Below are 12,063 nucleotides of genomic sequence, written 5' to 3'. Positions count from 1 at the left end.
CCTGTTGTCTTGTGAGCATACGTTATACACTAATATTGTCGAATTAGTACAGTGGGGAGGTGAAAAAATGCGTGTAACGAGAACTGTTCGTGATTTTCAAAATGCCTTGTTGACTCTTTTAGAGAAGAATTCCTTTGACCACTTAACGGTTGATCAGATTTGTAATGAGGCACTCTTACACCGGAGTAGTTTTTACCGTTACTTTAACGATAAGTATGACTTGCTGGAGCAGACGATGGGGGCTCAGATTAGCCAAATTGCCGATTCAGGTGACTCAGAAGAAGACGTTATCAAGCAATTTGTTCGTTATATTGATGAACATAAGGCGATTATTCGTCACTTGGCCGCAAGTAACTCCCATACCTCATTGTACTCGGAGATACTTCAAATCTTTAGCCAAGTAATCCTAGACCGCAGTAAGCAGACCAATTCAACTGATCCGGTCATTATTGCCTTACAGCACTCCAAAAATCCCGAGATGATGGCGTATATCTTAAGCGGCTCAATCATCGGGGCCTTTTACTGGTGGCAAAAGAATAATTATAATGTTTCTACCGACGAACTAATTAGCTTTGCCAAGCAGTCAGTACTATCGCTTGCTAAATAGACTTTTAAAATAAACGAGGTGAAAAATCTAAAATGGGCAAGATGATCAAGGCAGAGTTACGGAATCTTTTTCATAACCATATTTTGCTATTATCCGTCTCCGTAATCTGCCTCCTACCATTCCTTTATAGCATCTTCTTCCTAAAGTCTGTTTGGGATCCCTATGGCAGCACGCGCGACCTACCGATTGCGGTTGTTAATAAAGATGTGCCAGTGGAATACCAGGGAAGAAAGATGGCGGTCGGACAACAGACCGTTGACCAATTGAAGAAGAACCACCAGATGAAGTGGCAAATTGTCTCCAAGAAGAAGGCTAACTATGGGTTGAGTCACCGGCAATACTACGCGGTGATTACCATCCCACAAGACTTTTCAGAAAATGCCACGACCGTAATGGATAAACATCCCCGCAAGATGCAGTTGCATTACGAGACCAATGGTTCACTAAACTACATTGGTCAGGTGATGACCCAGATTGGGACTACCCAGCTAAATAATCGTATTCGTTCCCAGGTTACTAAGGCCTACGCCACCGCAATGTTTAAAGAGCTCGGTGTCGTTGGTAAGGGGATGACCCGGGCGGCTAACGGGGCCCAACAGCTAAGCGGCGGAATTGTTACCCTGAGCGACGGTGTTAACCGTTATGTAGCCGGTGTTTACCAGGTTAATAATGGGGTCCAGCAATTACGGATGGCAGTAACGCCGTTAGCCAGTGGTGCGCAACAGTTGGCGACCGGAAGTCAAACCCTCGCCGCGGGTGTAGCCCAGTATACTGGTGGTGTCGGCCAGCTCGGTAGCGGGCTCGGCCTCTTACAGTCGAATTCAGGCCAGTTGAGTGCTGGTGCTGGTCAGCTAGCTAGTGGGCTGAATCAATTGAGTGGTAACTCGGCGGCCCTTCGTACTGGTGCTGGTCAATTAGCGGCTGGCAATAGTGAACTGAATAGCACGGTTAATAACATGCTCCCGACCCTGCAAGGGCAGATGGGACAGATGTCCGGTCAGATCGCTAACAATGCTAACGAATTAAAGGCCGCACTCGAGCCGATGTCACAAAGCGCCCAGCAGATGCAAAAACTTTCCGGTGCCCTTGGTGACATTAGCTCCGCACTGGGTAGTTTAAAGGCGGCGGCCCAGCAGGATAACCACCCGGCGGCAACGACCACCACTACGACGACTAGCTCTAGTGGTAATAATAGTGGCGAACTTAATGCAGCGCTCGCGGCATTAAATGGTATCCAAGGTAAAGAAGGTAGCGATGACCAGGCTAAAGTTGCCAGTGCCAAAGCTGCGATCCAGTCGGCAATGAGTAAAACCAACAGTGCACCGGCAACCACCACGACGCGGAATGCGGCCAGCAACCAGAGTAATGCCAACCTGGCTGCTCAGATCGGTGCGCTACAAGGTAAGGTTAACGCGTTGAAGGGGACGGTGGACCAATCCGTTGCCCAAAACGGTGCCAATGCCCAGCGGGTTGCCCAAGCGGCCGCTAACTTACAAAATAGTTTGCAGGAAATGCAATCTAGTACCGGGAAGACCCTTGGTGATGCCTCTAGTAGGTTGACCGCTGCTACTAGTCAACTTGCTAGTGGAGCCAACACCCTCAATAATGGGGTTAACCAGTATACCGGTGGTGTTGATACCGCCGCTGCTGGAGCCAATACCTTAAATAGCGGAATCGGCCAGTACACGGCCGGTGTTGCCCAGGCGGCCGCGGGTGCTAACCAGTTAATGGCTAACAGTCCGGCCCTAGTTTCCGGCGCTAACCAGCTAGCTGGTGCCTTAGCCCAGTTAAATGCACAGGTACCGAGCCTCATCAGTGGGGTTAACCTGTTAGCGGCTGGGACCCAGCAATTAGTCGATAACTCCCCGGCCCTGGTTAGTGGAATTACCCAGCTCAATAATGGTGCTGGTCAACTAGCTAGCCAGCTTGGTAAGGGGGCCAAGGCGATTAACAATATCAAGCCAACGCACCGGACAAGCGATATGTTTGCTGAACCGACGAAGGTTAAGCACACGAACTACAGTTATGTACCTAACTATGGTCACGCACTGGCACCATACGTTCTATCAGTGGCCCTGTATGTTGGTATCTTGGTCTTCAACTTTGTTTACCCAATTCGGCGGGTGGCGGCTCCTGGTCAGTCTGCCTTAGCCTGGTGGGCAAGTAAGGTCTTCATTGGTGCGGTTGCCGTTACCCTGATGGCCATTGTTGAAGATGCCGTAATGTTGGCGGTCGGCTTGACCACAGACCACATTCCGTCACTATTCATGACCAGCATTTGTTTCGGGCTGGCGTCGATGGCGATTGTGATGTTCCTGTCGATGACCTTTGATAACCCTGGCCGGTTTGTTGCCATGGTACTGTTAATGCTCCAACTTGGTGGGTCCGGTGGGACCTTCCCAATGGAAGTAACGATGAAGTTCTACAACGTAATCCACTGGTTCTTGCCAATGACCTACTCAATCTTAGGGCTGCGGCAGTCAATTAGTAGCGGGATTGGTGCCCACTACGCGCTCTTCTGTAATCTCGTATTATTAGGAATTGCCGTAGTCTTTAACCTCCTGCTGCTGGCCGGAATGTTCGGTATTCACCACCACCTCTTCAACTTTAGTCCAAAGATCGATGCTAACCAGAAGTTCTTGGATAAGGTCGAAGACGAAGGCGGTATCCAGTCCAAGGATTGATATGGTAAGTAAATAAAAAGAAGTGCGTCATCACTATCTTCAAGGATAGTGATGACGCACTTCTTAGTTTTAAACTTCGTACTTGGCGAACCGTTGGGCATCTTGTGGTGACATTTCCACCGTAAGCAGGGTACCGTCATTTCGGTATTCGGTGTCCAAAATATTAGTATGTTCGTTTAAGTAGGAAACCTGTTGACCATCGGCAAATGGTAAAAGCAACGTGGCCTTCACGTAGTCTTTAAACAGGTGCTTACGAATAACATCGACCAGTAAGTCGAGTGACTCTGGCTGCTTGGCAGAGATTACAACCTGGTCATCGCCCTCAAGAACCGGAAATTCAATATCGGTCTTATCGGCCTTATTGAAGACATTGACCATTGGGATATTATCAATTCCGATCTGCTTGAGGGTTTTAGCAGTGGTCTTCATCATCTCTTCGTAATTCGGGTCGGAGTAGTCGATCACCTGGATGAGGAGGTCAGCGTTGGCTGCTTCTGCCAGGGTCGACTTAAACGATTCGACCAGGTTGGTCGGTAACTTGCTAACGAAACCGACCGTATCGCTGAGGAGAAAGTCCTTTTTACTCGGTAGTGTTAACCGCCGAATACTAGTATCCAGGGTTGCGAAGAGCATGTCCTTGGCGAAGACGGTCTTGTCCTCGCCCATTCCGTAGCGGTCAACTAGGCCGTTCATAATGGTCGACTTACCAGCGTTGGTATAGCCTACTAGTGCCGCAGTCGGGATATTGCTCTTCTCTCGCCGCCGCCGCTTGGTCTCTTCTGAGCGGTCAATTTCGGCTAATTCGTGGCGGAGGTGGGAAATTTGCCGCTGGATAACCCGTCGGTCCATTTCCAGCTTGGTTTCACCGGAACCACGGTTGGTAAAGCCACTCCCGCCCCCGGTTTGCTGGTCAAGGCGCTGGCTAGCACTGGTCTGCAGACGGGGCAGCTGGTATTGGAGCTTGGCAATCTGGACCTGGAGCTTGGCCTCTTTAGACTGGGCCCGGGTAGCGAAAATTTCAAGGATCAGAGCCGTCCGGTCAAGAATCCGGACCTTGGTCTCATCTTCTAAGTTACGAAGCTGACTTGGGGTGAGTTCATCGTTGGTAATGATGGTGGTGGCGTGGTTAGCAGCGGCCACTTCGGCGATCTCTTCTACCTTTCCCTTCCCAAAGTAGGTTGCTGGGTTAGGGCGGTCGATAACCTGGTCGACTCGTTGAACGACATCCATGTTATTAGCCTGGGCCAGTTCTGCTAATTCTGTCATTGAGTAATCATAGTCTGCTTGGCCGGTATCGAGGCCAGTAACGATTACTTGTTCGTTTTCTTGTATATTAGTATCCATTAAAAGCAGTGTTCCCCCTTGGTGGATAATGATTATTTCGGTAATTTCAGTTGGTTGTAAAAGTCAACGTGGGTAGTTGACGGGGTTAGGGTTAACCGGGTCATGCTACCATTGCGGGGTGATTCTTCGGTATGGTAGCCGAAGTGGTCAGCGATGGAGCGGATGGTCACCCCGTGGCTGACCACCACGACGGTTGAGCCATCGGGTAGGGCCCGTAAGCGGTCGATCCCCTTACCGACCCGGTTCCAGAAACGGACGTGGTCTTCGGCGTCACCGTAAGGGTCAGCCGCCGCGACGGTGTCCTTTAATTTGTCGGGACCCCAGGCACTAAACATGTCGGCAAAGGTCCAACGTGATCCCTGTGCCCCGCTCATGAAGCTGGTGAATTCAGAAGAATTTTGGCCTTCAAAGTAGCCGAAGAATTCTTCCCGAAAGGCCGGCTCGGGGATCGGTTCCTTAATTGTCGTATTAGGGTCAGCCGCGAGCAGTAGCCGGGCCGTTGCCATGGTCCGTGCTAAGTCACTGCTGAAAAGATAGTCAAAATCAATCGCCGCCAGCTCCTTACCGGTCTGTTGGGCATCGGCTTTACCCTTCGCGGTGAGGGGGGCGTCTGACCAGCCCTGCACCCGGTTGTAACGGTTGAGGTAGGTCTGGCCGTGGCGGACGAAGTAAACGGTAATTGCCATGATTGAATAAACTCCTTTAACAAAAAATACTACTCATTATTTTACCATGAATGAGTAGTAAAGATAGTCAAGAAGGGTTAGAGCATCCGATTCTTTTTGATTTGCCGGCGTCGTAAATTCCTGATTCCCCACATAATAGCGACCAGTAGCAGTGCAGCACAAACCAGCGCCAGGATAACCAGGGAGAAGTGTTCTTTAACCAGTGGGATGGAGCCGAAGTAGTAGCCGGTTCCACAGCCCAATGCGACCCAGGAGACCACCCCGACGAAGTTACCGACCGTAAAACGGTGGAAGGGGTAGTGCATCATTCCAGAGATCGTCGGGATAAAGGAACGGATAAAGGGAACGAAGCGACCAAAGGCAACGGCCCAGAAGCCGTAGCGATTTAAGTATTCCTTGGCCGTTAACATTCGGGGCCCCGATAGTCGGCGGTCGACCCAGTGCCAACGGGAGATACTATGGCCGATAAAGTAGTTAACCGAATCCCCCAGAAAGGCGGCAAAGAAGAAGACCGGGATGACGATTTGCATTTTTAAAATCGGGTGGACGGCAATAAAGGAGCTTGTCAAAAAGACTAGGGAGCCACCCGGTAGCCAGGGAAAGACCACTAATCCCGTTTCCATAAAGACAATTACGAAGAGGATTAGGTAGCTCCACGGCCCGAGCCACTCAAACATCGGGATGAGGACTTCTGCAATGTGTGTTAATAGGTAAAAAATATGGGCCACGTGAGCACCTCCCTTTTAAATGCTTATTATTTAATTGTATGATGTCCACTAAGATTTGACTAGCAATCACCAGTAAAATTAAACCAGCCTTAAACAATCGCCGGCAAGCAGTGAATTACTACCGGTTAGTTAGACAGAATGATATAATAGTATAATAATTTTTATCCTAAGCGGGAGGAAAAAGCAGTGCCTGAACAATCGGAAAAAGCATATGAACAACAGCATTTAAACCACGTAATTGATGAAATTAAGGTGGCCAAAAAGAAGGCTGAAAAGCGGATCACGACGGCCAAAAATGATATTGAAGATATCAACAAGCAGACCAATGATATCCACCTGAACACGACGACTTATTCGGGGATGATGGACACGGCAATGTCTTTCCGGGCCCAGCAGCAGATGCTGGACGAACGAAATAACAGTTGGCAACACGCCGCTGACCACTTAGCAACCTTAAATCGACTAGAAAAGAAGCCTTATTTTGCCAGAATCGATTTTAAAGAACCAGGGGCTAGTAAGCCGGAGACGATTTACATTGGCTTAGCGTCCTTTAGTGACCGTCCCGACCACTTCTTAATTTACGATTGGCGGGCACCAATTTCGTCGGTTTACTATGAGGGTAAGCTCGGCCAGGTGAGCTACAACACCCCGGTAGGGATTCAAAAGGTGGACCTAACCCTTAAGCGGCAGTTCCAGATCAAAGACGGGACAATCGTTACCATCTTTGACACTGACGAGCAGGTTGGTGACCAGATGCTGCTAGAAGCCTTGGGTAACCACTCATCGACAAAGATGAAGAGTATCGTAACTACCATTCAGCGGACCCAAAATGAGATTATCCGGGATACTAAAGATGACCTGCTCTTTGTCCAGGGGGCGGCCGGTTCTGGTAAAACGGCGGCGGTTCTCCAACGGGTGGCCTGGCTACTGTACCGCTACCGGGGGAACCTGACCTCCTCCCAGGTAGTTTTATTCTCACCTAACCAACTATTTAATGACTACATTGACCAGGTGTTGCCAGAGCTAGGGGAGCACAACATGGTGCAGATGACCTACTTCCAGTTTGCCAACCGGCGGGTTCCTCGACTCCATGTGCAAACCCTGGCCCAACGCTTTGCGGCCAGTCAGGACACAACGAGTAAAAATGCCCAGCGCCTGTGTACCAGCCTGGCCTACTTTAAGGCCACGGAACGGTATGCTAAGCGGCTTGGTCATGCCCACATGCGCTTTCGTAACATTATGTTTAACGGTAAGGTCTTCATCAGTAAGGAAAAGATTCGGGAGATTTACTACTCGTTCAATAATAATTATAAGTTGGGCAACCGCCTCGATGGGACGAAGGAGGCATTGATTAAATACCTCAACCACCGGGTTAGTACCGAGATGCGTAGTAAGTGGGTGGAAGAACGGGTCCAGAGCTTGAGTAAAGAAGAGCTGGACGACCTCTTTGCCAACGAGCCGCGTGAATTTGAAAGTGACGATAAGGAATTCAAGTTCCTGGCCCGTAAGATTGTGATGAAGGCCTTTGAACCGATCAAACAGGCCATTAACCATAACCAGTGGTTAAACATCAATGGGCAATACCTCCACCTCCTCCGGGTCACGCCGAAGCTTATTAACCTAGCCGAATTTGATCTCACGGCCGACCAGTGGCAGGCCTTTGTTGACCAAACGAAGGAAGAACTTAAGCACCGTAACATCAGCGCGACCGGGATCACGATTTACCTCTATCTGTATGACCTAATTACTGGAAAACACGGGCAGCGTGATATCCGCTACGTTTTTGTTGACGAAGTGCAAGATTATGACTCGTATCAACTGGCCTACTTAAAGTACCGGTTCCCCCGGGCAAAGTTCACCCTGCTCGGTGACCTTAACCAGGCAATCTTTACCCATGAGAATAGTAAGAGCCTTTTGCGGCAGTTGAGTACCATGTTTGACCCCGAAAAGACAAAGGTAGTACAACTGACGAAGTCTTACCGGTCGACCAAGCAGATTACGGACTTTACAAAGCATATCCTCCTCAATGGGGAGGCAATTGAGGCCTTTGACCGTAACGGGGCGCTACCACAAGTAATCAAGGCCGCAGACTTTGACCACAACGTGGCGGCCGTCGTGGAAATGCTGAAGAAGTACCAACAGGACCACGACCAGGTCGCAATCATCGGTAAGACCCTGGAAGATAGTGAGCAGCTTTACCAGGCCCTGGAACGGCAAAACGTGAAGACCACCCTCATCCGGACGGAGAACCAACGGCTGGTTAAGGGAACGATTATTGTCCCGTCGTTCTTGGCCAAGGGCCTTGAATTTGACGCGGTTATCGTTTGGAATGCTAACGACCAGCAGTACCACGGGGATGATGAACGGCAGCTGCTTTACACCATCTGTTCGCGGGCAATGCATGCCCTAACACTAACGGCCACTGGTACCGTGACCTCCCTGTTGAATCAAGTACCGACGAGTGAATACCAGTTGATTAAGCGTGATTAATAATTATAAAACGACCCCAAACATTCGTGAAAGCCGGACGTTTGGGGTCGTTTATATATTTAAAACTGATGACGTTTAAGAAACGGGAGGGTGCGGAGGTCAACCTCCATGATGGCGTTGGCGAACAGGAGGATGATCCCACCGATGATTAGTTGGGGAGTCAGGGGATCATAACCCATGATGACCGAAAGGACACTTCCAAAGAAGGATTCGAGCATGAGAATTAGGCCGGCGGTGGTGGCGTCGGTATGGGCCTGACCAGTAATCTGCATTCCCTGGGCTAAAAAGGTAATCCCGATTGCCAAGATGGCCAGGGGGATGAGGGCTTGGATCCAGTGGACGTGGACCAGGGTTGGTCGTTCAAATAAGAAGGTGGTGATCCAGCCGAGGGTTCCTTGACAAGCGCCGATCATGAAGATCAGTACCCAGGGACTAGAGGCGTGCGGAGCGTACTTGGCAAAGAAGATAATTTGCCCGGCCCAAAAGAAGGTCGAAACTAGGGTTAGAAAGTCACCGTATTGGAGGTGGAAGTTGCCGCCAAAGACATTGGTGAGGATCGCCATCCCGATAATCGAGAGACTAATCGAGAGGTAGGCCTTACGCTGGGGCCGCTCATGCCAAAAAAGCCAGAGAAGGAAGGGGGCCACCACAATGTACATGGTGGTTAAAAAGGCGTTCTTGGCTGGGGTGGTGTAACGAAGTGCGTCGGTTTGGAGGTAGTAACCCAAGAAGTTGATCACCCCGATTGCTAGGCCAAGGCGAAAGTCGACCCAGGTCATGTGGCGGATCTTTTTAAAGAAAATAATTCCACCGGCGATGACACACATGGTTCCCCGGCAGGCGTTGATTAGACCCGAGTGCATTCCGGCCTCCACGGTTAGCTTGGCAAAGACGTAGCTGCTCCCCCAGAGAATTGCAACGATAAAGAGCATTAGATCTGCTTGACGTTTATTAATTGACATGATGAAGTATGTTCCTCTTTCACAAAAATTCCAAAAATTAATGGTATCATCTTTCTGATGGCTTGGTAAATGGCAATTCTTAGCCGCAAGCGCTTAATGTTAAATTTTTTTGAAAAATGCCGGGTGAAAGATTGCCTTTGCCTATCAAGTTGTATTATTGTTTAAGTTGATATTTTTTCTATGGAGGAACAAATAAATGAAAACAGCGTTGCAGAAGCTGCGACACGGCTTGAATACCAAGCTGGGGTTCTTTCTGCTCGTCGTGCTCTTATTCTGTATTAAGAGTTACTGGGCGTATCAAAATGAATTTAACCTTGGCCTGAAGGGGAGTATGCAACACTTCCTACTTGCCTTTAACACTATTCCGGGAGCCTTAGTCTTCCTAGGGATCGCGCTGTACTTCCGGGGACGGTTGTCATATTGGTTGATGCTGATCATCAACGCCTTACTGTCAACTTGGCTCTTTTCTAACATCTTGTACTACCGTGAGTTCTCCGACTTTATCACCTTTAACGTGATTAAGGGCTCCGGTGCGACATCGAATAACCTCGGGAAGAGTTTGTTGGGAATTATGCGTCCGGGGGACTTTTTAGTCTATGCCGACGTTATTATTTTGGCGCTAATCCTACTATTCCATGTTATCCGGGTTGATATGCGCCGCTTTAAAGTACGGTATGCGATGACGGTTACGGCACTCGGCTTTGTACTTTTTGGCGCCAACCTGGGGATGGCGGAATCTAACCGGTCACAATTGTTGACCCGGACCTTTGATAACAACTACATTGTTAAGTACTTAGGTCTGCAGGCGTATACGATTTATGACGGGATTAAGACCACCCATAACAGTGTTGTGAAGGCTCGTGCCGACCAGGATCAATTAAAGCCAGTACTGAACTTTATCCACCACAACTATGCGGGACCTAACGTTCAGTACGAAGGGGTCGCCAAGGGGAAGAACATTTTTGTTATCCACTTGGAAAGTCTGCAACAATTTATGATTGACTACAAGCAGGATGGCCAAGAGGTCATGCCAAACCTGGACAAGCTTTACCACGCAGATGATACGCTGGCCTTTGACAACTTCTTCCACGAAGTTGGTCAAGGGAAGACGGCCGATGCTGAAATGATGTTGGAAAACTCATTATTCGGTCTGCCAGAAGGTTCTGCCATGGTAACCGATGGGACGACCAATACCTTCCAATCGGCACCAGCATTACTCCACCAAAAGCTCGGCTACACTACCGCCTCCTTCCACGGGGACGTGCCGAGTTTCTGGAACCGGGACAACGCTTATAAGTCATTTGGTTATCAGTACTTCTTTAGCAAGGAATACTTCCCGAAGACGAAGGACTACGACGTGGGTTACGGGATGAAGGATAAGATCTTCATGAAGGAAAGTGCCCACTACATTGAACAACTACCACAGCCGTTCTACGCTAAGCTCATTACCGTGACGAACCACTATCCATACATCCTGGATAAGCAAAATAAGGATATCCAAGCATGGAACACGGGGGATGACACGGTTGACCCGTACGTTCAAACGGCCCGTTACCTTGACGAATCACTTGGTGAATTTCTAGACTACCTTGATAAGTCGGGCTTGCGGCAAAACAGTGTCTTGATCTTGTACGGGGACCACTACGGTATTTCGAATAACCACCAAGCCGCGATTGCTCAGATCTTACACAAGAAGAAGATCAATAACTACGACTTGGCAATGTTCCAAAAGGTACCATTTATGATTAACATGCAGGGCCTGAAGGGGGGCATCAACCATACTTATGGTGGTGAAATTGATGTCTTACCAACCCTGGAAGACCTGCTGGGAATCAGTTCGAAGAATTACGTTCAATTCGGTCAAGACCTCTTGTCACCGCAGCGAAAGCAGATCGTACCGTTTAGAAATGGTGACTGGGTAAGCGCCAAGTACACAAAGTACAATGGTGACTACTACTACACCAAGAGCGGTAAGCAGATTACCAAGGCTACGCCGGCGCAAAAGAAGCAGTTTAGTAAGATTCAGAAGTACGTTACGACCGACCTGGCATTGTCAGACCGGGTAATGAACGGTGACTTGCTACGCTTCTACAAGCTGCCGGGCTTCAAGAAGGTTGATAAGAAGGACTACACTTACAACCTGAAGAAGGGGCTTGCTAACCTCAAGAATGCTCAAAAGAAGAAAAAGACCAGTGTGAAGACGGAAAATAATAACCAAAGTACCTTTGGCGATTACAGTACCGATGCACCGGAGCTTAAAGATTATCCAAAACTAAGCTTTCCTAAGCCATAATTTAGGGAGGGAGTGTGACAGAAGTTGTTTCACGCCCCCGCGAGTACAAATAGGGGCCCAGAGTTCGGTTTTACTGAACTTTGGGCCCCATTTGTGTACTGCGCTATTAACTTTTGACCTATCTAGCAGACTTAAGTCACCGCTCCTTTTTTAATGGAAAACTTATTCTGTAAACGGCCTAAAGTTGCACTTAGCGAAAGAATTTACTTATCACCTGAAACTTGAAAGTATGAAGACAGACTGATCCCTTGGTATCACAGGGCATATTT

General features: G+C 48.9%; 8 protein-coding genes. 4 read left to right on the top strand and 4 right to left on the bottom strand.

Features of this window, described 5'->3' with window-relative positions; translation table 11 throughout:
• The first annotated feature begins 67 nt into the window (after positions 1–67).
• Both ACI31H_RS02415 and ACI31H_RS02410 read left to right on the top strand, forming a co-directional pair.
• Positions 68–607, top strand: coding sequence for a TetR/AcrR family transcriptional regulator (locus ACI31H_RS02415; RefSeq protein WP_439770403.1), 540 nt, complete (start codon positions 68–70; stop codon positions 605–607).
• 32 nt (positions 608–639) lie between these two features.
• Entirely contained in the window at positions 640–3,291 is a 2,652-nt protein-coding gene (locus ACI31H_RS02410) for a YhgE/Pip family protein (RefSeq protein WP_439770402.1), read from the top strand.
• A gap of 69 nt (positions 3,292–3,360) precedes the next feature.
• On the opposite strand, the gene hflX is transcribed toward ACI31H_RS02410, so the two are convergent.
• The 3 genes from hflX to ACI31H_RS02395 all read right to left on the bottom strand — a co-directional run bounded on the left by hflX (position 3,361) and on the right by ACI31H_RS02395 (position 6,049).
• Complete coding sequence (gene hflX / locus ACI31H_RS02405; RefSeq protein ID WP_439770401.1) at positions 3,361–4,635, bottom strand: GTPase HflX; 1,275 nt, start codon at positions 4,633–4,635, stop codon at positions 3,361–3,363.
• A 32-nt stretch (positions 4,636–4,667) separates the two neighbouring features.
• Positions 4,668–5,321, bottom strand: a complete 654-nt coding sequence (locus tag ACI31H_RS02400) for a histidine phosphatase family protein (protein WP_439770400.1) — start codon at positions 5,319–5,321, stop codon at positions 4,668–4,670.
• Positions 5,322–5,398: 77 nt separating this feature from the next.
• Complete coding sequence (locus tag ACI31H_RS02395) at positions 5,399–6,049, bottom strand: DedA family protein (protein ID WP_439770399.1); 651 nt, start codon at positions 6,047–6,049, stop codon at positions 5,399–5,401.
• A 186-nt stretch (positions 6,050–6,235) separates the two neighbouring features.
• Between ACI31H_RS02395 and helD the strand changes: the two genes are divergently transcribed.
• A complete protein-coding gene (gene helD, locus ACI31H_RS02390; RefSeq protein WP_439770398.1) occupies positions 6,236–8,539 on the top strand; it encodes an RNA polymerase recycling motor HelD in 2,304 nt (767 codons plus the stop codon).
• A gap of 59 nt (positions 8,540–8,598) precedes the next feature.
• Here the strand turns inward: helD and ACI31H_RS02385 are convergent, their stop codons facing one another.
• The gene (locus ACI31H_RS02385) at positions 8,599–9,471 is read right to left on the bottom strand and encodes a DMT family transporter (protein WP_439770443.1); all 873 of its coding nucleotides are present in this window, start codon (positions 9,469–9,471) and stop codon (positions 8,599–8,601) included.
• 226 nt (positions 9,472–9,697) lie between these two features.
• Here ACI31H_RS02385 and ACI31H_RS02380 point away from each other — a divergent pair, with 226 nt between their 5' ends.
• Positions 9,698–11,794 carry an LTA synthase family protein gene (locus ACI31H_RS02380; protein WP_439770397.1) on the top strand — a complete coding sequence of 699 codons (2,097 nt, stop codon included), beginning with the start codon at positions 9,698–9,700 and terminating at the stop codon, positions 11,792–11,794.
• The last annotated feature ends 269 nt before the right edge of the window (positions 11,795–12,063 follow it).

Source organism: Limosilactobacillus sp., assembly GCF_051873035.1.
Classification (GTDB): Bacteria; Bacillota; Bacilli; order Lactobacillales; family Lactobacillaceae; genus Limosilactobacillus.
The sequence above is the reverse complement of the archived record's forward strand: the minus strand, read 5'-3'. Positions and strand labels throughout refer to the sequence as shown.

Bases quoted from the DNA above. Each gene is read 5' to 3' on its own strand.
- ACI31H_RS02400 (WP_439770400.1), bottom strand. From the start codon at position 5,321: ATGGCAATTACCGTTTACTTCGTCCGCCACGGCCAGACCTACCTCAAC.
- ACI31H_RS02380 (WP_439770397.1), top strand. From the start codon at position 9,698: ATGAAAACAGCGTTGCAGAAGCTGCGACACGGCTTGAATACCAAGCTG.
- hflX (WP_439770401.1), bottom strand. From the start codon at position 4,635: ATGGATACTAATATACAAGAAAACGAACAAGTAATCGTTACTGGCCTC.
- ACI31H_RS02410 (WP_439770402.1), top strand. From the start codon at position 640: ATGGGCAAGATGATCAAGGCAGAGTTACGGAATCTTTTTCATAACCAT.
- ACI31H_RS02385 (WP_439770443.1), bottom strand. From the start codon at position 9,471: ATGCTCTTTATCGTTGCAATTCTCTGGGGGAGCAGCTACGTCTTTGCC.
- ACI31H_RS02415 (WP_439770403.1), top strand. From the start codon at position 68: ATGCGTGTAACGAGAACTGTTCGTGATTTTCAAAATGCCTTGTTGACT.